At 66.2% G+C, this 19,141-nt stretch carries 18 protein-coding genes; 13 read left to right on the forward strand and 5 right to left on the reverse strand.

Annotated elements, in window-relative coordinates; all coding sequences use genetic code 11:
* Window positions 1-38 precede the first annotated feature (38 nt).
* The 4 genes from ACFWHR_RS13940 to nagB all read right to left on the reverse strand — a co-directional run bounded on the left by ACFWHR_RS13940 (window position 39) and on the right by nagB (window position 4,948).
* On the reverse strand, window positions 39-1,259 hold the full coding sequence (locus ACFWHR_RS13940; RefSeq protein WP_382448917.1) for an MFS transporter: 1,221 nt from the start codon (window positions 1,257-1,259) through the stop codon (window positions 39-41).
* A gap of 289 nt (window positions 1,260-1,548) precedes the next feature.
* Window positions 1,549-2,763, reverse strand: coding sequence for an NADP-dependent isocitrate dehydrogenase (locus ACFWHR_RS13945; protein ID WP_382448918.1), 1,215 nt, complete (start codon window positions 2,761-2,763; stop codon window positions 1,549-1,551).
* Between the two features lie 182 nt (window positions 2,764-2,945).
* A complete protein-coding gene (nagA, locus tag ACFWHR_RS13950) occupies window positions 2,946-4,169 on the reverse strand; it encodes an N-acetylglucosamine-6-phosphate deacetylase (RefSeq protein ID WP_382448919.1) in 1,224 nt (407 codons plus the stop codon).
* Window positions 4,166-4,948, reverse strand: coding sequence for a glucosamine-6-phosphate deaminase (gene nagB, locus ACFWHR_RS13955; protein ID WP_382448920.1), 783 nt, complete (start codon window positions 4,946-4,948; stop codon window positions 4,166-4,168). The genes nagA and nagB overlap by 4 nt, the downstream gene beginning before the upstream one ends.
* A gap of 142 nt (window positions 4,949-5,090) precedes the next feature.
* Here nagB and ACFWHR_RS13960 point away from each other — a divergent pair, with 142 nt between their 5' ends.
* From ACFWHR_RS13960 to ACFWHR_RS14020, 13 genes are all read left to right on the forward strand, one after another.
* Window positions 5,091-5,810 carry a GntR family transcriptional regulator gene (locus tag ACFWHR_RS13960; protein ID WP_382448921.1) on the forward strand — a complete coding sequence of 240 codons (720 nt, stop codon included), beginning with the start codon at window positions 5,091-5,093 and terminating at the stop codon, window positions 5,808-5,810.
* 125 nt (window positions 5,811-5,935) lie between these two features.
* A complete protein-coding gene (locus tag ACFWHR_RS13965; protein WP_382448922.1) occupies window positions 5,936-7,030 on the forward strand; it encodes an ABC transporter ATP-binding protein in 1,095 nt (364 codons plus the stop codon).
* 484 nt (window positions 7,031-7,514) lie between these two features.
* Complete coding sequence (locus ACFWHR_RS13970; RefSeq protein ID WP_382448923.1) at window positions 7,515-8,711, forward strand: ROK family protein; 1,197 nt, start codon at window positions 7,515-7,517, stop codon at window positions 8,709-8,711.
* Window positions 8,712-8,792: 81 nt separating this feature from the next.
* On the forward strand, window positions 8,793-10,139 hold the full coding sequence (locus ACFWHR_RS13975; protein ID WP_382448924.1) for an extracellular solute-binding protein: 1,347 nt from the start codon (window positions 8,793-8,795) through the stop codon (window positions 10,137-10,139).
* Between the two features lie 134 nt (window positions 10,140-10,273).
* Complete coding sequence (locus tag ACFWHR_RS13980) at window positions 10,274-11,191, forward strand: carbohydrate ABC transporter permease (protein WP_382448925.1); 918 nt, start codon at window positions 10,274-10,276, stop codon at window positions 11,189-11,191.
* A 5-nt stretch (window positions 11,192-11,196) separates the two neighbouring features.
* Window positions 11,197-12,126: a carbohydrate ABC transporter permease gene (locus ACFWHR_RS13985; protein WP_382449185.1), complete on the forward strand. Its 930-nt coding sequence runs from the start codon at window positions 11,197-11,199 to the stop codon at window positions 12,124-12,126.
* Window positions 12,123-13,646, forward strand: a complete 1,524-nt coding sequence (locus ACFWHR_RS13990; protein WP_382448926.1) for a glycoside hydrolase family 3 protein — start codon at window positions 12,123-12,125, stop codon at window positions 13,644-13,646. The genes ACFWHR_RS13985 and ACFWHR_RS13990 overlap by 4 nt, the downstream gene beginning before the upstream one ends.
* Complete coding sequence (locus ACFWHR_RS13995; RefSeq protein ID WP_382448927.1) at window positions 13,643-14,587, forward strand: ROK family protein; 945 nt, start codon at window positions 13,643-13,645, stop codon at window positions 14,585-14,587. The genes ACFWHR_RS13990 and ACFWHR_RS13995 overlap by 4 nt, the downstream gene beginning before the upstream one ends.
* A 9-nt stretch (window positions 14,588-14,596) precedes the next feature.
* Window positions 14,597-15,049 (forward strand): GNAT family N-acetyltransferase, encoded by a 453-nt coding sequence (locus tag ACFWHR_RS14000; RefSeq protein WP_382448928.1) that lies wholly within the window; start codon window positions 14,597-14,599, stop codon window positions 15,047-15,049.
* A 3-nt stretch (window positions 15,050-15,052) separates the two neighbouring features.
* Complete coding sequence (rarD, locus tag ACFWHR_RS14005; RefSeq protein WP_382448929.1) at window positions 15,053-15,961, forward strand: EamA family transporter RarD; 909 nt, start codon at window positions 15,053-15,055, stop codon at window positions 15,959-15,961.
* Window positions 15,962-15,980: 19 nt separating this feature from the next.
* Complete coding sequence (locus tag ACFWHR_RS14010; protein WP_382448930.1) at window positions 15,981-16,295, forward strand: metal-sensitive transcriptional regulator; 315 nt, start codon at window positions 15,981-15,983, stop codon at window positions 16,293-16,295.
* A 35-nt stretch (window positions 16,296-16,330) separates the two neighbouring features.
* Window positions 16,331-17,287 carry a polyphosphate kinase 2 gene (gene ppk2, locus ACFWHR_RS14015; RefSeq protein ID WP_382448931.1) on the forward strand — a complete coding sequence of 319 codons (957 nt, stop codon included), beginning with the start codon at window positions 16,331-16,333 and terminating at the stop codon, window positions 17,285-17,287.
* Between the two features lie 66 nt (window positions 17,288-17,353).
* Window positions 17,354-18,034 (forward strand): chlorite dismutase family protein, encoded by a 681-nt coding sequence (locus ACFWHR_RS14020; protein ID WP_382448932.1) that lies wholly within the window; start codon window positions 17,354-17,356, stop codon window positions 18,032-18,034.
* An 88-nt stretch (window positions 18,035-18,122) separates the two neighbouring features.
* Here the strand turns inward: ACFWHR_RS14020 and ccsB are convergent, their stop codons facing one another.
* Window positions 18,123-19,064, reverse strand: coding sequence for a c-type cytochrome biogenesis protein CcsB (gene ccsB / locus ACFWHR_RS14025; RefSeq protein ID WP_382449186.1), 942 nt, complete (start codon window positions 19,062-19,064; stop codon window positions 18,123-18,125).
* Window positions 19,065-19,141: the final 77 nt, after the last annotated feature.

Here is a 19,141-nt window from a genome sequence, read left to right on the forward strand (position 1 = left end):
GAACGGTCACCGAGTCAGCCGGTCACCGATCCGGGTTGTCACCGCGGTCGGCGTGCGTGCGAAATACGATCCGAGATCCCGAACTGCAGTGCACCGAGCACGAGCAGCACCGCCCCCACGACGTAGACCGGCGCGATGCCGAGTGCGTCGACCAGCAGTCCGCCAACGCCCGCGGCAATCATGATGCCGCTCTGGAATCCGACGACGATGAGACTGCCGCCCGCCTCAAGCATGTCGGGCATGCGGTGACCGACCCACGTGTTCGCGATGAGCAGCCACGAGGCAAAGAAGAAGCCCCAGATGAAGACGGCCGCGCCGGTCGCCCACAGCGAGCCAGAGGTGGCGATCACGAGTAGCACGAGCCCCGAGATCACGAGCGGGGTGAGCACGGCGAGCACGCGATACGCCCGATCGACGATGAGTCCGATGACGAAGTTGCCGATCAATCCGCCGACCCCGAAGAGCGCGAGTAGCACGACGATCGTGTCGGCGCCGATGGGCTGGCCCTGCTCGCTGACGCGCTCGAGCGCAACGCGAATGTACGTGTAGGCGAGAAAATGCCCGGTCACAACGAGCACGTTCGCGATCACGCCGAAGCCAATGCCGGGTCGCCGCAGCGCCGCGAAGAGGGTCGACAGCTTCGAGGCGCCCTCCGCCGGAACGGCTGGCAACAGCCACCGCAGCACGATGGCGAGCAGTGCGCTCAGCGCTGCGGCCACCCAGAACACCCCGCGCCAGTCGATGGCCTCGCTCAGCATGACGCCGACTGGCACGCCGGCCACCGTCGCGAGGGACACTCCGGCCGAATTAAACATCACGGCGCGGCCGAGCCGTTCGGGCCCTGCGATCGTCGCGGCAACCGAGATGGACATTGCCCAGAATCCCGAGATCGCGGCGCCGAGAATGAAGCGGGCGAGGATCACGAGCACGAGGTTCGGCGACAGCGCGACGAGCGCGTTCGACACCGCCGCCGCGATGGAGAGCCACACGAGCAGCGACCGGCGATCGAGCCGCGGAAACATCAGGCCCACTGTCGGCGCTGCGAGCAGCCCGGCAAACGCCGTCACCGCGACCATCTGCCCCGCCTGCCCGGTGGTGACGTCGAGGCCATCGGCGATACGCGTCAGCATGCCGCTCGGCAAGAACTCGGCGGTGACCAGCAAGAAGCTCATCAGCATCATTGAGATCAGCGCGGGATAGTTGAGTCTCTCGGCGCGCCCCTGCTGGGGAACGGTGGGAACGGGTGCGGTTGTGGTCATGTCTCAATCATTTCGGGATCGGCGGGCCCGCGCCCGACGCCAGGTCCAGGCCATCCGACTGTTCGTCCGGCGCGGCCCGGGCCGGGTGCGGGCAGGGCCCGCGTTCCGCAAGCGATCCGCGTTCGGCAAGCTCGAATCTGCCGGCACCGGCTTGCCGAACGCGGATCGCTTGCGCAACGCAGCGCCGACAACCCAGCGCCGACAACGCAGCGCCGACACGAGACCCAGCGCCGACAGCGCCGCACACACAAAAGCGGGGACCGGCGCCGCCGGTCCCCGCTTGTGTGACTTACGCCAGGCGCTGCGCCAGGTTCTCGTCGATCGACGCAAGGAATTCCTCGGTCGTCTGGTACGCCTGATCCGGCCCGACCAGCAACGCGAGGTCCTTGGTCATCTTGCCCGACTCGACCGTCTTGATGACGACGTCTTCGAGGGTCTGCGAGAAGTCGATCAGCTCCTGGTTCTGATCGAGCTTGCCGCGGTGCGCGAGACCGCGCGTCCAGGCGAAGATCGAGGCGATCGGGTTCGTCGAGGTCGGCTTGCCCTGCTGGTGCTGACGGAAGTGACGGGTCACGGTGCCGTGCGCCGCCTCAGCTTCAACGGTCTGGCCGTCGGGCGTCATGAGCACTGAGGTCATCAGGCCGAGCGAGCCAAAGCCCTGTGCAACGGTGTCTGACTGCACGTCGCCGTCGTAGTTCTTGCACGCCCAGACGTAGCCGCCCTCCCACTTCATGGCCGAGGCGACCATGTCGTCGATGAGGCGGTGCTCGTAGGTCAGGCCACGCTCTTCGAACTGCTGCTTGAACTCGGCGTCGAAGACCTCCTGGAAGATGTCCTTGAACTGGCCGTCGTAGGCCTTCAAGATCGTGTTCTTCGTGGAGAGGTAGACGGGGTAGTCGCGCGACAGGCCGTACTTGAACGAGGCGCGAGCGAAGTCACGGATCGAGTCGTTGAAGTTGTACTGGCCCTGGATCACGCCGCCGTTTTCGGGCAGGGTGACGACCTCGAACTTCTGCGGCTCTGAACCGTCAGCGGGCTCGTAGGTCAGCGTGACCTTGCCGGGGCCGGCCTTGAAATCGGTCGCCTTGTACTGGTCACCGTGAGCGTGACGGCCGATGATGATCGGCTTGTTCCAGCCCGGAACCAGGCGAGGAATGTTCGAGATGATGATCGGCTCGCGGAACACAACGCCGCCGAGGATGTTGCGGATCGTGCCGTTCGGGCTGCGCCACATCTTCTTGAGGCCGAACTCTTCGACGCGGGCCTCGTCGGGGGTGATGGTCGCGCACTTGACGCCGACGCCGTGCTTCTTGATGGCGTTTGCAGCGTCGATCGTCACCTGGTCATCGGTGGCGTCGCGGTGCTCCATGCCGAGGTCGTAGTACTCGAGCGTGACGTCGAGGTAGGGGTGGATCAGGCGGTCCTTGATGAACTGCCAGATGATGCGAGTCATCTCGTCGCCGTCGAGTTCGACGACCGTACCTTCAACCTTGATCTTCGCCAACGCTTCTCCCGTGTCGTGATGTGTGAGCCGATGTGAGCCGATGATGGGGCTCGTGCCGCGCGGCCGTGCGGAGTGCCGCGCGATGAACCGTCGGGGCGCGTGGTGTTGCGCCGCAATTCAGGTTCGGGTGAACCGGAACTATCCTACCCGAGGCTTGCCGAATGTCTCGACATCGAGATATTTCAGCGCGAATTATCAGCGTTTTCAGCCTCGGAGAGCCAGCGCCCCGAGCGCATTACGTCGGTCACGCGGTGCTCCGAGCAGAGCACGACAAGGTCGGCCCTCAGCCCGGGCGTGAGGTCACCGACGCCGGTCCAGCCCAGCGCGCGCGCGGGCGTCGTCGCTGTCATCTGCACTGCGGCGCGAAGGGCCTCGGGGTTTACGGGCCCCGCGCCGAGTGCGGCCCTGAACAGGGCGTCCATCGTCGCGGTGCTCCCCGCAATGGCGCCGATCTCGTCGCCCGCCAGCCGCGCAACCCCGTCGCGCACCTCGACGTCAAGCGCACCGAGTCGGTACGCCCCATCGCCACAGGCTGCGGCCGCCATCGCGTCGGTCACGAGGGCGACTCGCTCCGGCCCCGCGACATCGACGACCCAGCGCATGAGGTCGGGGTGCAGATGCACGCCGTCGGCAACCAGTTCAAGGGTGACTCGCGGGTCGTTGAGCAGCGCGAGCACCGGGCCTGGCTCGCGGTGGTGCAGCGCCGGCATCGCGTTGAACAGGTGCGTGGCCACCGTCGCGCCCGCGTCGATCGCGCGCCGCGTCGTGTCGTAGTCGGCGTCGGTGTGGCCGATCGCGACCACCACACCGGCTTCCACGAACTGCTCGATTGCCGCCATGGCTCCCCGTAATTCGGGAGCGATCGTGACGAGCGAGACCCCGGTGGGCACAGCATTTCCCGTGCCGGACCGCCCGGCCGCCAGCAGCTCCGCGATCTCGGCGGCGTCGGGCGCGCGCAGCAGGGCGGGGTCGTGCGCCCCGGCCCGGCGCTGGCTCAGCCACGGCCCCTCGAGGTGGATCCCAGCGAAGTCGCCGTTCGCGACGAGCGGCGCGAGCATCGCGACGTCGTCGAGCAGTCGCTGCGGCGACGCCGTCACCAGACTCGCCATACTGCTGGTCGTGCCGTGGGCGAAGTGCGCGTCGCGCGAGCGGAGAGCCGCCCACTCGGTGCCGTCTGTGATGCCGGCTCCCCCGCCGCCGTGCACGTGCGCGTCGACGAAGCCGGGCACGACGGTGACATCGCCGAGATCGCGGGCCTGCGGATCCGGCGCCGCCCCGCCCCCGACCGCGACGATCGAACTGCCCGCGATCGTCACCCAGCCGGGCTCGCGCACGGCATCAGCGGTGACGATGCGGGCCGCCGCGAGAGTGACACCGGGCGCAGGAGCACCGCCCTCCGCGGTCACTGCGCGCCGCCCGACGGCAGCTGCTCCTGCACGTAGGCGTAGTAGTCGGCGAGTTCGAGCCGCGAGGCGGCCGCGCGATCAATTACGACCGTGGCATCGCGGTGCAGTTGCAGCGCGGTCGCCGGGCATACACTCGCGAGCGGGCCCTCGATCATGCGCGCGATCGCCTCAGCCTTTTGCTCGCCCTGCGCGACGAGCAGCAACTGTCGCGCCTGCAGAATCGTGCCGAGCCCCTGGGTGACGCAGTGCACGGGCACTTCCGCTTCGGTCGCGAAGAATCGGGCATTGTCGGCACGGGTCTGCGGGGCGAGCGTCTTGATGCGGGTGCGCGAGGCGAACGACGACGTCGGCTCGTTGAAGCCGATGTGTCCGTTTGCGCCGATGCCAAGCAGCTGCAGGTCGACGCCGCCGGCCGCCCGAATGCGCCGCTCGTAGTCGGCGCACGCGGCGTCCAGGTCGCTCGCGATGCCGTCGGGCACGTGCACGCGTTCGGGATCGAGCCCGAGCGGCTCGGTGACCATGTTCGCGATGACGGAGTGGTAGCTCTCGGGATGCGCGGGGTCGAGGCCGACGTACTCATCGAGGGCGAACGCGCTGACGCGCGACGTGTCGAGCTGCCCCGCGCGCACCAGCTCGGCGAGCGCGGCGTAGATTCCGAGCGGCGAGGAGCCCGTGGCGACGCCGAGCACGGCGCCGGCGCGGCGGCGAACCACTCCCGCGATTCGGTCGGCGGCGTACGCGGCTACCGCGCTGGGATCCTCCACAATGACGACGTCCACAGCATCCCTTTCCGTGCGCGCTCCGATGTCGGAGCAATCGCAGCAGCGCCCGCCCGCGATCGCGAAAGGACTAGACCAATATTCTCCCTTTAAGCTAGGTCCACGATCCCCGACTGTCAAGCGCGGCAAGCCCCTAGGAACCATGACGAGCACGCCGAAGTACTACACGCAGAAGCTCCGCATCCTCGCGAGCATTGCCGATGCGAAACCCGGCGACCCGATGCCGACCGAGCGCGAATTGGCGAGCCGGTTCGACACCTCGCGCACCACGATTCGGCAGGCGCTCTCCGAGCTCGTGCACGAGGGCCGCATCGTGCGGGCGCACGGGCGCGGCACCTTCGTCGCGCAGCCGCCCGTGATTCACGTGCGATCTCTCACATCGCTGAGTGAGGATCTCACCGGGACCACCCTCGACAGCGTCGTACTCGAGGTGCGCGAAATCGTTGTGGGCGCTGAGGTCTCGGGCGATTCTGCGGCTCGCGCCGAGGTCGCGGCGGGGCTGGAACTCGATTCGGGCTCCGCAGTCACCCGCGTCGAGCGCGTGCGCACGAGCGATGGCGAGGCCCTGGCTCACGAGGTCGCGCATCTGCCGGGCACCTACCCCGGCTTGGCGGGCGAACTCGCGAGTCGCGGCTCGCTGTACGCCACCCTGCGCGACGCGTACGACGTCGTACTGGCCTCGGCAGAAGACGAGATCGGCACCGGACTCGCCGACCCAGACGACTCTGCGCGGCTCGGCATCGCGGTGGGGCAACCGCTGTTGCTGATCACACGCACGGCCCGATCCGGCACCGGAGTGCCGCTCGAATTCACGCGCTCGCGCTTCCGTGGCGACCGGTTCCGGTTTCTCGCCCGAAGCTGACGAGGCTCTCGCCCGCCAGAACGTGCGTGCTACGCTGGCCCCGTCCAACGACGGACAACCGGCAGCCGAGAGGCTGTCGACTTCACAACGGATCGTCCGGCACGTACCTGCCGGTGGAGGAAATCATGGCAACAGTGACGTTTGAACAGGTCTCCCGCGTCTATCCCGGGGCCACGCGGCCGTCGGTTGACGGACTCGAACTCGACATCGAAGACGGCGAATTTCTCGTGCTCGTCGGCCCCTCTGGCTGCGGCAAGTCGACGACGCTGCGCATGCTCGCGGGGCTCGAGGAGATCGATGGCGGGCGCATTTTGATCGGGGATCGCGATGTCACCGACACCCCGCCGAAAGATCGCGATATCGCGATGGTGTTCCAGAATTATGCGCTGTATCCGCACATGACGGTCGGCGAAAACATGGGCTTTGCCCTGAAGATCGCGGGCACCCCGAAGGCGGAGCGCGAGGAGCGGGTGCGTGAGGCCGCGCGCATGCTCGACCTCGAGGAGTACCTCGACCGCAAGCCGAAGGCGCTCTCGGGCGGTCAACGGCAGCGCGTGGCGATGGGTCGCGCGATTGTGCGTCAGCCGCAGGTATTCCTCATGGATGAGCCGCTGTCGAACCTTGACGCCAAGCTGCGCGTGCAGACCCGCACTCAGATTGCGTCACTGCAGCGCCGACTCGGAATTACCACGGTCTACGTCACGCACGACCAGACCGAGGCGCTCACGATGGGCGACCGCATCGCGGTACTCAAGGACGGCGTGCTGCAGCAGGTTGGCACGCCCCGTGACCTCTACGGTGCGCCGGTCAACGTCTTCGTGGCGGGCTTCATTGGCTCCCCCGCGATGAACCTGCTGCCCGCGACACTCGTCGGAGAAGACGCACAGGCAGGATCGCTGACCGTTCCCATCGCAGCCGCCGTGCGCGAGCGGGCTACCGGTAGCGGGGTGACGCTCGGCATTCGCCCTGAGGACATGTCGCTCGCGGCTCCCGGCGAGCCCGGGCTGACCGTCGAGGTCGACCTGGTTGAGGAACTCGGCGCGGATGGCTACCTTTACGGGCGCATCGTGTCCGCGGGTGTCGAGGGCGTTGAAGGCGCGACCGTGGTCGCCCGCGTTGACGGCCGCACGCACCCCACGGCGGGCGACACTGTCGTGCTCGTGCCGATCGCCGAGCGCATCCACGTCTTCGACGCGGAGTCGGGCTCCCGCATCTCGTAGTCGGGCGGGGGGCGGGCTACTCCCCGAGCCCCGCGCTCTTCCGCGCTCGCGCTCTCGCGCCTTCTGCGCCCTTCGCACCCTTCGTGCGCTTCGCGCTCTGCGCGCTCTTCGCGCTCGCTCTTTCTGCGCCTGTGCGCTTTTCTGTGGTCGCAAATGATCCCTTCACCCAGCTGATCGGATCATTTGCGACCACAGTTGCGTGTGCCTGCGCCGCGCTCCCCCGACCGCGGCCTCACCCGGACCGCGGCCTCACCCCGCTGAGCACGAGTGTTGGCGCCGAGAACGAGGGGAAAATGGGCGAGAATTCCCTCGCGCTCGGTTGAGACCCTCGTGTTCACGGGGGGAGGCGGGCGGGCGCGGCGAGCACGAGCGGGCGAGCGGGCGAGCGCGCAAGGCGAGCGCGCGCGGTCACGGTTCGGTTACGGGGGCGAACTTTTACGCGCAGGGGTTGCTTTTAATTAGTTCGTTAGCTTTACTAACTCTCATGACGGTTGCAATGTCGCACCCCGGATTCAATTCCGGCGCACTCCCACCCCTGCCGAACTCGGCGGCGTTCGGCGCGCGCCTCACGCGAAGCGGGCAGGGCGCGACCCCCGGTGACGCGAAGCTCCACAACCGCACGCTGGTGCTGCAGACCCTCTACTCGGTCGGCGCGATGAGCCGCGCCGACCTTGCTCGCGCAACCGGCCTCACAAAGGTCACCGTCTCTGGCCTGGTGGGCGAGCTCATCGCGGACGGGCTGCTTCGCGAACTCGGCCTGCAAGAGTCGCAGCGCCCAGGCAAGCCGGCGATCCTCGTCGATCTCGCCCGCGACGCGTTCGCAGTGATCGCGCTCGACCTCAGCGACCACCGCGTCTTCCGCGGCGCACTGCTCGATCTCACCGGGCACGTCATCGACCGCGCGAGCGCTCCGCTCGACGGCGCGATGGGCGACGTCGCCGTCGAACTTGCCATCTCGCTCGCGCTCGACCTCGCGTCGCGCACGACCGTTCCGCTCATTGGGCTCGGGGTCGGCACCCCCGGCGTCGTCGATGACGCCGGTACCGTACGCACGGCGGCGAATCTCGGCTGGGAACAGGTCGACCTGCAGCGCCAGCTCGGCGAGCGCACTGGCCTACCGACCGTCGTCGCGAACGACGCGAACCTCGCCGCGCTTGCGGAGTCGAGCTTCGGTGATTCGAGCGACGATTTCATCGTGATCACGATCGGGCACGGTGTCGGATCGGGCCTGATCATCGGCGGCCGACCCGTCACAGGCACGCGCTTCGCCTCCGGCGAGATCGGGCAGGTCATGGTCGGCACCGACCTCGGGCTCGAGGCCCCGTACGCCCGCGAACAAGTGCTTGAGCACTGGCTGTCCGTGCCGTCGCTGAACGCCGCACTAGCGGCCGAATCCGATAAGGATGATGCCCGCGAGCGTGTACTGCGTGAGGCCGGCTACCGGCTCGGCATCGCGCTCGCACCCGTCGTCGGCGTCTTGAACCTCGCTGAGGTCGTACTCGCCGGGCCGCTCGAACTCATCGAGGGCACGCTCGCCGAAGCGACACTTGAAATTCTGCGCAGGCGCACGATGCCTGATTCGCACAACGATCTCATCATTCGCACGTCGATGCAGGGCGACGACCTGATCTTGCGCGGCGCGGTCGCGATCGTGCTGCACGCCCAGCTCGGCGTCGTGTAGCACCCGGCCACACGGCAACACACACTCCGCACCACCACCGACATCCACCGCCCACGTCGGGCACACTGAAAGGAAACCACCATGAAGAGAAAGCTCACTGGCCTCGCCGCAGCGGCCATGGCTTCCGCTCTCCTGTTCACCGGTTGCAGCCAGGGATCTTCGGCGAGCCCCACCGACGGCGAGGGAAAGACGGTCACCCTGTGGCTGGTCGGCAGCGATACCCCCGATGAACTGCGCGACTACCTCACCACGGAATTCAACGATCGCACCGGCGCGACGCTGAAGATCGAGGAGCAGGGCTGGGGCGACGTCGTCACGAAGCTCACGACCTCGCTTCCGGATGCGAACAATACGCCCGACGTGACCGAGATCGGCAACACGCAGTCGCCGACGTTCACGAACGTTGGTGCGTTCCTCGACATCAGCGACATGTATGACGAACTGGGCGGCGATGACCTCATCCCGTCGTTCGTCGAGGTCGGCGCGGTCGACGGCGCGAACTACACGCTTCCCTACTACTTCGGCTCGCGCTACATGTTCTATCGCAAAGACGTGTGGTCGGCGGCCGGTGTCGAGGTACCGAAGACGCTCGACGAGTTCAACGCTGCGGTCAAGACGATCACCGAGAAGAATCCGAAGGGCATCGACGGGTTCTCCGGGTTCTATCTCGGCGGCCAGGACTGGCGCGATGGCATCTCGTGGATCTTCGCGAACGGCGGCGAAATCGCCGAGTTGCAAGACGATGGTAAGTGGAAGGCGACGCTCGACTCCCCCGAATCGCTCGAGGGCATGAAGCAGCTCCAGCAGATCTACCGCACCGCTTCGAACGCCCCCAACGACGCGAAGGACGCGAATCAGTACCAGTACCTGAACGACTCCGATCAGGTCAAGGACGAAGCCGGCAACGTCAGCGGCGATCTGTCGCTCTCTGCAGCGACGATCATGGCCCCGGGCTGGGCGCACTGGTCGATCGGCGATCTCGTCGAGGGCGAGGACGGCGAGCCCGCCCGCGAGTGGAACGACGATGTGTTCGGTACCTTCGTGCTCCCCGGCACCGACGGCACACCGGCCCCGATCTTCGCGGGCGGCTCGAACATCGGCATCTCCGCGAAGTCGAAGGAGCCGGAGCTCTCGAAGGAGCTGCTGCGCATCATCTTCTCCGAGGAGTACCAGACGATGCTCGGCGAGAACGGCCTCGGCCCGGCGAACCAGCAGTACGCGTCATCGCTCGGCGACGATCAGTTCGCGAAGGCGCTCGTTGAGTCGGCCTCGAACTCGAAGTTGACCCCCGCCGCTCCAGGCTGGGCTGCGGTCGAGGCGAAGAGTGTCATGGAGGAGTTCTTCTCCAAGATCCGCGATACCGAAGACCTTGAGGGCCTCGCTGTTGACACGAACAAGAAGCTCGACGCGCTCCTCAATCTGAAGTAACTGCGCGAGCACACGCCCCACGAAACACGCACCACGCACCACGCACCACGCAGTAGTCATCGGACCCCGGCTGGGGCGCGCGCTCGTCGCGCACCCCAGCCGCAATCCGGCATCGTTCTTCAGAAAGGCGCGACATGAGCCGCACCGTCGTGACCCCGAAGCGTCGTCGCTTCCGCATCACTCCCTATGCTCTGCTGCTCCCGGCGACACTCGTCGTGCTGCTGGCGCTCGGCTACCCGATCATCTGGCAGGTGATCACATCGATGCAGCACTTCGGCCTCGCTCAGCAGTTCGGCCAGGCGCCGGAGTGGGTGTGGTTCGACAACTACGTCACACTGTTCACCAACCCGACAACCTGGCTCGTCGTGGCGCGATCCGTCGCCTTCTGTCTCGTGACGGCGGCCGTCACCATGGTGATCGGCATCGCGGTCGCACTGCTGATGCAGGTCGTGCCTGCCGGTGTGCGCATCGCGCTACAGATCGCACTGCTGCTCGCTTGGGCCACCCCCGTGGTCGCCGCAATGACGATCTGGAACTGGATCTTCGACTGGCGACGGGGTCTCGTCAATTGGCTACTGACGTCGATCGGCATCCCTGCCCAGAATCACAACTGGCTGCAGGAACCCCTCACGTTCTTTCTGGTCGCGCTCATCATCGTGGTGTGGATGAGCATGCCGTTCGTCGCATTCTCCATTTACGCCGGACTCACTCAGGTCTCTGGCGAGGTACTCGAGGCAGCGCAGATGGATGGCGCGAACCCGTGGCAGCGGTTCCGCTACATCATCGTGCCGCTGATCAAACCAGTGCTCGGCATCGTGATGCTGCTGCAGATCATCTGGGATCTGCGCGTCTTCACGCAGGTCAAGCTGCTGCAGGATCGCGGTTCGATCGCCAGTCAGACCGACGTGCTCGGCACCTACATTTATCAGCTCGGCATCGGCTCAAGCGATTTCGCTATGGCGAGCGCAATGTCGATCTTTGTGCTGCTGCTCACGATCGCACTCAGCTGGGCCTACGTGCGCAATCTCCTGAAGGAGGATGAGGAAGCATGACCGCTATGCACCAACCCCAGACCCGGGCCGCGTCTCAGGGTCCGACGACCGTCACCATGACTGCACCGGTCGAACTGATTCGATCGCGCGGGAGATTTCGTCCGCGCGGCGTGCGGAAGCTCCTCCTGTCGATCATCGCGATCATCGTCGCGATCTTCTGGGTCTTCCCCGTGTACTGGATGCTCAATTCTTCCCTGCTCCCCAGCGTCGTGCTCGATCAGTCGACCCCGCGGCTCCTGCCCATCGGCGGATCTTTCCGCAACTTCGGCTCGGTACTCGCCGACGGCTCATTTGTGCGCTCGCTCGGTGTGAGTCTGTTGGTCGCCGGGATCGCGGTCGTGTGCTGCCTGCTTTTCGCCTTCCTCGCAGCGCTGGCCATCAGTCGCTTCCGTTTCCGCGGGCGGCGCAGCTTCGTGCTCGCGGTGCTCTTCATCCAGATGCTGCCCGCCGAGGGCATGTTCATCGCACAGTACAAGCTGATGGGCTCGCTGAACCTACTGAACTCCGTCATCGGGGTGAGCGTGATCTACATCGCTGCCGTCGTGCCCTTCACCATCTGGATGCTGCGCGGCTTCGTCGCGGGCATCCCCGCGGACCTCGAAGAGGCTGCAATGGTCGACGGGCTTAGCCGCACCCAGGCGTTCCTCCGCATCACCTTCCCGCTCCTCGCACCGGGGCTCGTGGCGAGCGGCGTCTACGCCTTCTTGCAAGCGTGGAATGAATTCACCGTTGCGCTCGTACTGCTGCAAGATTCGAGCACGCAAACGCTCCCTCTGTGGCTACGCGGCTTCATTCAGCAGTCGGCCTCCCGCGCAATTGATTGGGGCGAGGTGATGGCGGCCTCGACACTCGTCGCGGTGCCGGTCATCATCTTCTTCCTCTTTGTCCAGGGCCGCATGACGAGCGGCCTGGTGAGCGGAGCGGTCAAGGGATGAGCGAGCTCAGACGGGCTATCCGAGCGACGCTCATGCCCGGCTTCACGGGTCTCGAAGCACCCGAGTGGGTCTTCGCTGCGATTGAGCAGGGTGTGCGGTCCTTCTGTATCTACGGTGACAATGTGCAGGATCGCACACAACTCACCCAGCTCGGCGCTGCCCTGCGTGCCGCGAACCCCGAACTGATCCTCGCAATAGATGAGGAGGGCGGAGAGGTCACACGCCTGCACTACCGCGAGGGATCCCCCTACCCGAGCGCAGCCGTGCTCGGCCGCATCGATGATCCCGCGTACACCGAACGAGTCGGAGCGCGCGTGGCGCGCAGTCTGTTGGGTGTCGGTTTCGACCTGGCGCTCGGCCCCGTTGCCGACGTCAACAGCGATCCGCGCAATCCGGTGATCGGCACACGCAGTTTTGGCGCGGATCCCGAACTGGTATCCCGTCACGTCGCAGCTTGGGTGCGGGGCGTGCAGCGCGCGGGCGCAACCGCGTGCGCGAAGCACTTCCCGGGCCACGGCGCGACCACTCTCGATTCCCACCTCGATCTCCCCATCGTCGCTGACACCGCAGCGGTGATCGCACAGCGCGATCTACCGCCGTTCGCCGCGGCGATCGACGAGGGCGTCGGGGCGATCATGACCTCGCACATCTTGCTGCCCGAGATCGATCCGAATCAGCCCGCGACCTTCAGCCCGACCATTTTGCAGGGCATGCTGCGCGAACAATTCGGATTCGCCGGAGTCATCGTCTCGGATGCCCTCGACATGAGCGGCGCGACCAATGGCATCGACATTCCCGAGGCCGTCGTTCGCGCGCTCGCGGCCGGATGCGACCTGCTCTGCCTCGGTATCGGCTCGTCGCCCGAACTGCTCCGCGACATCGAGGAGCGAGTCATCACCGCGATCGCGAGCGGACGTCTCTCGGAGGCGCGCGTATTTGAGGCTGAAGCGAACACTGCTGCGCTCGCCGCAGCCCGGCCGCTGCTCGGCACGGCACTCACAGAGGCTGATCCGAGCTCACCCACTCACACGGAGACCGAGCGCATCGCCGCGAGTTTCAGCGGTTCGGACGCGGCGCGCGCCTGGATCGCTGCGCACCCGGAGGCCGCGGTACTGCGCGTCGAAAGCGAATCGAATCAGGCCGTTGGCAACACCCCGTGGGGACCGTTCGCGCCCGCCGCCGCACGCCTCTCTGGCTCGCGAGGGGCCTGTGCGACGTTCTCCCCGTCGTACACCGCATCGGTCTCCGTGGACTCGCCACGGCCATGGCGAGTGAGGGCGGATGCGGCCGCCGAAGCCGAAGAAATTTCTGATGCCGGCTGCGTAATTATCGGGCGTGACCTGCACCGCCACGCGTTCGCTCGTGCCGGCATCGACGCGCTGCGGAAGGCCGGGCGCGATCTGCTCGTCGTGGAAATGGGGTGGCCCGGCCCGGCCGAATACGCCGACGTCGCGACGTTCGGTTCGACCGCGCTCGTCGGCTCAGCTCTCCTCACACTGATTGAAGAGGACCCCTCATGAACACTCCCCTGCGCATCGGCATGGATATCGGTGGCACCAAGACGGAGGCAGTTGCGATCGACGCCGCGGGTGACGTGCTCGCGACGACGCTGCTCCCGACACATTCGGGGGTCGCGGCAGTGCTCGCCACCGCCCAGCTCGCCGTCGAACAGCTCGCCTCAGCGCTCGGCTGCGCAGTCTCCGACTTTGCATCAGTCGGCGTCGGTATTCCGGGGCAGATCAATCGCGATGCTGGCGAGGTGCAGCTGGCGTACAACCTGCGAATCGAACACCTCGCGCTCGCCGCCCGGCTCGGCGAGCGCACCGGCCTACCGGTGTCACTCGAAAACGATGTCAACGCCGCCGCGCTCGGCGCCGCGCACCTCCTGGGCCTCGACGGCACCGTTGTCTATTTGAACCTCGGCACGGGTCTGGCCAATGGCCTGGTCGTCGACGGTGAGCTGCAACGCGGAGCCTGTGGCGTCTCGGGCGAGATCGGGCACCTGCCGATTGACCCGCTCGGCCGTCCCTGCCCCTGCGGTCAGCGTGGCTGCCTCGAAACCGCCGCGAGCGGCGCGGCGCTCCGCACGTACTGGCCCGCCGGCGGCGAGCACCCCGGGCGGTCGCTACTCCCCGCCATCGACGCGGGGGACTCCGACGCGAGCGCGGCATTTGAACACCTCGTGCGAGGAACAGCGACGGCGCTGCGCATGCTCGTGCTGCTGCTCGACCCCCACACCATCGTCGTGGGCGGCGGGCTGCGCTTGCTCGGCCCGCGCTTCTTCGACGCCGTGGCGACCAGGCTCGACGAGTGGGCGCGTGAGTCGCCCTTCATCGCGGAACTGCATATCGGTGCCCGATTGCGGCCACTCCCCGAAGGTTCCCCGGCTGCGGCCGTCGGTGCGGCACTCGCCGCGAACGATCCTGCGCAGAAGTCTTGCGCCGACGCCGCGAAGCGTTAGCCTGGAATCATGACCGAACTAAGACTCGAAGAGCTTTCCGCAGCGACGATCGTCGCCGTGAATACGCTGGGCCTGAAGCGCGGCCAAGAGCAGTTCGTCACGCCGGTGTCATACGCCGCGGCCGCGGCCGTCACGCCGGCGCACACCGCATGGCAGCGTGTCGTGCTGCAAGACGGTCAGGTAGTCGGGTTCATCCACGGCAATTTTGATCCAGAGGCGTCGCAAGAGGAGTTTCGCGCGGCGCTGTGGCGCATTAACGTCGACGCAGACGTGCAGGGCTCTGGCGTGGGCAGCTTCGCGGTCAACGCTCTCATCGAAGAGGCCAGGCGCCGCGGCGTCGAGCGCGTGACGGTGCTCTGGGAGCGCGGCGAAGACGGCCCAGAGGGCTTCTTCCTGCACATCGGCTTCACCCCGATCGGCGAGACGCCGTACGGTGAGGTCATCGGCGCCATCGATCTGTAAGGATTGTTCGGCTCACTGAGCCGCGACACGCAAGGGGCGATCGTTTCGGTCGCCTCTTCGGTGCTGTTCGCTGGCGTTTACTTTGTCACGCCATTCATGGCACCGGCCCCTCCGGGGGCCATCATCGGCCTGCGCATCTTGGTGGCCGTGCCCATTGTGGCGCTCGCGCTCATCGCCGTGCGACAGTGGCACCTCGTCACCGAGATCGGCCGCCGCATCAAGCGGCAGCCGCTGCTACTCCTCGGCATCATCGTGTGCGGTGGGCTCGTTGCGGCTCAACTCTGGGTCTTCACCTGGGCCCCCCTCAATGGCCGCGGACTGCAGGTCGCGCTCGGCTACTTCTTGCTGCCCCTCGTGCTGGTGCTCGTCGGCAGGTTTCTCTACCGTGACCGCCTGACCTGGTGGCAGTGGAGCGCGGCGGGCATCGCCGCGCTCGGCATCGTCTTCGAGCTCATTCGCGTGGGCGGCGTCTCGTGGGAAACACTGCTCGTCGCGCTCGGCTACCCCGTCTACTTTGTGCTGCGCCGCGCGCTCGGCTTCGCGCACATCGGCGGACTGTTCTGGGAATTTCTCGCGGTTGCGCCGTTCGCGGCATTCGCCCTGGTGCGGGAGCTGATGTTCGGATCCGCCCTCGCATCAAACCCCGCTCTGATCTGGGCGGCTCCCCTGTTCGCCGTCGCGACCGGCATCGCGTTTATTTGCTATATTCTCGCTTCACGACTGCTGACGATCAGTATTTTCGGGCTCCTGAGTTACCTCGAACCGGCCCTGCTCGTTGTCGCGTCGATGCTCAACGGAGAGCGCATCGACACCGCTGAGTACCCCCTCTACATCGCGATCTGGGTCGCCGTGCTCGTGATCGTCGGCGGCGGTGTCGTGGCGCTGCTGCGCCGACCGCGAACGGGCATCTGAATCCCGGTACAGTTTTCGCATGAGCGAAGTTTCAGAGGCGGCGTGTGCCGATCACACGCACGGCTACATCGAGCACAAAGACGAACTGCTGAAGCGCCTGCGCCGCGCTGAGGGCCAGGTTCGCGGCGTGCAGCGCATGGTGCAAGAGGATGAGTACTGCATCGATATCCTGACGCAGGTCTCGGCCGCGACGAAGGCCCTCGAGCGGGTCGCACTCGAGCTGCTCGATGACCACCTGCGTCACTGCGTCGCTTCCGCCGCCGCAGAGGGCGGCGAGGTTGCCGCAGACAAATTGCAGGAGGCATCGGCCGCGATCGCGCGCCTTGTGCGTTAGACCTGTCAGCGTTCCACCCACGCGAAAGGCCACACATGGTTCACGAAGACCCAACGACCGAGACCCCAGGGTTTCAACTTGCCGGGCCAGACGACGTCGACGTCACGCCCGAGATCGATGAGATCGCTGAGCTGCTCGCGGTCGGACGCCCCGCAAACAACCGGCCGGATGCGGCTTGGAGACAGGGATTCCCTTACGAGCACAAGCTCTCGCGTCGAGAATACGAGTCCCAGAAACGGCTGCTGCAGATCGAGCTCCTGAAACTGCAGGCGTGGGTGAAAGAGTCCGGCGAGAAGATCGTGATCCTGTTCGAGGGCCGTGATGCCGCGGGCAAGGGTGGCGCGATCAAGCGGTTCACCGAACACTTGAACCCGCGCGGTGCTCGCGTGGTCGCACTCGAGGTGCCGACTGAGCGTGAGCGAACGCAGTGGTATTTTCAGCGCTACGTGCAACATCTGCCGTCAGCGGGTGAGATCGTCATGTTCGACCGCTCGTGGTACAACCGGGCCGGAGTCGAACGCGTGATGGGTTACTGCACGCCTCAGCAGTATCTTGAGTTCACTCGGTCAGCACCCGAGTTTGAGCAAATGCTCGTGAACTCGGGCGTGCACCTCGTGAAATTCTGGTTCTCGGTGGGCAAGGCAGAGCAGCACGAACGGTTTATTTCGCGCTCGGGAGATCCGGTGAAGCAGTGGAAGCTCTCGCCGACCGACCTCGCGAGCCTCGACAAGTGGGACGACTACACCGAGGCCAAAGAAGCGATGTTCTTTTACACCGACACGCCCCAGGCTCCGTGGACGGTCGTGAAGTCGAACGATAAGAAACGTGCCCGGCTCGAAGCGATGCGCTGGGTGCTCGCGCGCTTCGACTATCCCGACAAAGACGAGGCGGTAGTCGGCGAACCTGATTCGCGCATCATCGGCTCTCCCGCGACGGTCTACGACGACGGTGAAGCGCCGACCGGCAGCTTTCCGATCGTCGGCGGACGCTGACGCCAGAGTCGGCGCAGGCGCCGCGACCCCCTTGTGCCTCCCAGCTCAGGCGTCCACGATGGAGGCATGAGCGAACACGGAATTGACCCAGTAGCTAGCCAGACCGAACCGAGCGAGGGAGCGACGCCGACTGCGACGTACTCGCTGTTTGCCACCTTCCGCGTGAGTTCGTCGCACCCGGTCGTGCTCGACGGCCGCGACGTTCCCGGCTTCGTACGCGAACTTGAAGATGTCTCGCTTGAACTCGCCGATGAGGGCGTCTCGGTACGCGGGTGGTACGACGTCAGCGGGGTGCGCTCCGACGCCGACCTGCTGGTGTGGCTGCAGGGCGGCGCGCCAGAAGATCTGCAGTGGTCGCTCCGTCAGCTGCGACGCTCGGCACTCGTGCAGCCCCTGATCCGCTCTTGGAGCGCGCTCGGCGTCGCCGTCGACTCCGTTCCGACCGGCACCGCAAGCGACGCCTCCGCGTCGACAGCGTCCACTTTGGCACCCAAGCAGTGGCTCTCGGTGTGCGGCGTTGCCGAGCGGCCCAGTTTCGTCGACGAGGTATCGGGCGCCCCATCGGTCACGACTCAGGTCATTGCCGCGTGCGGTGTCGGCGAGGCCGACTGGCTGGTGGCACGCGAGGCTGACGAGCTGTCGTGGATCGTCGACCACCTGCGTGACGCCGGTGGCAACCGAGACCGCCTGGGCGTTATTGCGGGGCGCCTCGTTGACCCCGCCGAAATCGTCGAGGTGCTGCAGTAGCCAGGGCGAGATCCGCGGATCGCGGGTGCGCTGAGGCGCACCCGCACCATCCCGGAATACTCAGACGCCCACGTTTTCAGGCCCGCGCTTACAGGCCCGAGTAGGCGTGCAGGCCCTTAAAGAACACGTTCACGATCGTGAAGTTGAAGATGACGGCCGTGTAGGCGATGATCGACAACCACGCTGAGCGCGTTCCGCGCCAGCCGCGCGTAGCACGCGCGTGAATGTAGCCGGCGTAGAGCACCCAGATCACGAAGGTCCACACCTCTTTCGTGTCCCAGCCCCAGTAGCGACTCCAGGCAGCCTCGGCCCAGATCGACCCGGCGATGAGCGTGAAGGTCCAGAACACGAAGCCGATAATCGCGAGCCGGTACGAGAGATCTTCGAGCCGCACCGCGTTCGGGAACGTCGATAGGAAGCGCATGGTGGGCGTTCCGCCCGCGAGATCCCGCTGTTCGCGCCGGTGCTGCAACAACTGCAACACGGACAGACCGAATGACAGTGTCAGGAAGCCAACGGCGAGCACCGCGACGAGAATGTGAATGACGAGCCAGTACGAATCAAGCGCAGGCTGCAGCGGCACAATTGCGACGTAAAAGTTCACCTTCGTGACGCCCAAGAACAGGATCGTCATGCCTGTGATCAGCGCGCCGAGGAACCGCAGGTCAACGAAGAACTGCACGACCAAGAAAATCAGCACGATCGCGCACGTCGCCGTCAGCGCGAACTCGTACATGTTGGCCCACGGCACCCGCTCTGCGCCGATGCCGCGCATCACGGTCGCGCCGAGGTGCAGTACGAAGGCGAGCACGGTGAGCGAGAAACCGATGCGCAGCGAGCGTGAACGTCGCACCCTACCCTCGCCTCCGGTCGCCTGCGCGGGCGGTGCCGTGCGCACGAGCGTCGCCACTCCCCCGGCGGCCTGCGCGGATGCAGCCTCGTCGGCAGTGGCGCGCACCGCTGCGGCGTCACCGCTGCGGTTTGCGAGGTCCACCGCGTAGAAAACGAATGCGATGGCGTAGACGATCATCGCCGAGTAAAGGGCGATCGTCGAAAGGTGTTCCAGCTCTGTTGGCACAGTGTCTCAGAGTAGTCGCTCAGCCTGAG

It is taken from the genome of Leucobacter sp. NPDC058333 (assembly GCF_042726155.1).
Taxonomy (GTDB): Bacteria; Actinomycetota; Actinomycetes; order Actinomycetales; family Microbacteriaceae; genus Leucobacter.

Excerpts from the sequence above, each read along its gene's own strand:
- ACFWHR_RS13940 (WP_382448917.1), bottom strand. The coding sequence starts at position 1,259 with ATGACCACAACCGCACCCGTTCCCACCGTTCCCCAGCAGGGGCGCGCC.
- ACFWHR_RS13960 (WP_382448921.1), top strand. The coding sequence starts at position 5,091 with ATGACGAGCACGCCGAAGTACTACACGCAGAAGCTCCGCATCCTCGCG.
- ACFWHR_RS13965 (WP_382448922.1), top strand. The coding sequence starts at position 5,936 with ATGGCAACAGTGACGTTTGAACAGGTCTCCCGCGTCTATCCCGGGGCC.
- ACFWHR_RS13970 (WP_382448923.1), top strand. The coding sequence starts at position 7,515 with ATGACGGTTGCAATGTCGCACCCCGGATTCAATTCCGGCGCACTCCCA.
- ACFWHR_RS13975 (WP_382448924.1), top strand. The coding sequence starts at position 8,793 with ATGAAGAGAAAGCTCACTGGCCTCGCCGCAGCGGCCATGGCTTCCGCT.
- ACFWHR_RS13980 (WP_382448925.1), top strand. The coding sequence starts at position 10,274 with ATGAGCCGCACCGTCGTGACCCCGAAGCGTCGTCGCTTCCGCATCACT.
- ACFWHR_RS13985 (WP_382449185.1), top strand. The coding sequence starts at position 11,197 with ATGCACCAACCCCAGACCCGGGCCGCGTCTCAGGGTCCGACGACCGTC.
- ACFWHR_RS13990 (WP_382448926.1), top strand. The coding sequence starts at position 12,123 with ATGAGCGAGCTCAGACGGGCTATCCGAGCGACGCTCATGCCCGGCTTC.
- ACFWHR_RS13995 (WP_382448927.1), top strand. The coding sequence starts at position 13,643 with ATGAACACTCCCCTGCGCATCGGCATGGATATCGGTGGCACCAAGACG.
- ACFWHR_RS14000 (WP_382448928.1), top strand. The coding sequence starts at position 14,597 with ATGACCGAACTAAGACTCGAAGAGCTTTCCGCAGCGACGATCGTCGCC.
- ACFWHR_RS14010 (WP_382448930.1), top strand. The coding sequence starts at position 15,981 with ATGAGCGAAGTTTCAGAGGCGGCGTGTGCCGATCACACGCACGGCTAC.
- ppk2 (WP_382448931.1), top strand. The coding sequence starts at position 16,331 with ATGGTTCACGAAGACCCAACGACCGAGACCCCAGGGTTTCAACTTGCC.
- ACFWHR_RS14020 (WP_382448932.1), top strand. The coding sequence starts at position 17,354 with ATGAGCGAACACGGAATTGACCCAGTAGCTAGCCAGACCGAACCGAGC.
- ccsB (WP_382449186.1), bottom strand. The coding sequence starts at position 19,064 with ATGATCGTCTACGCCATCGCATTCGTTTTCTACGCGGTGGACCTCGCA.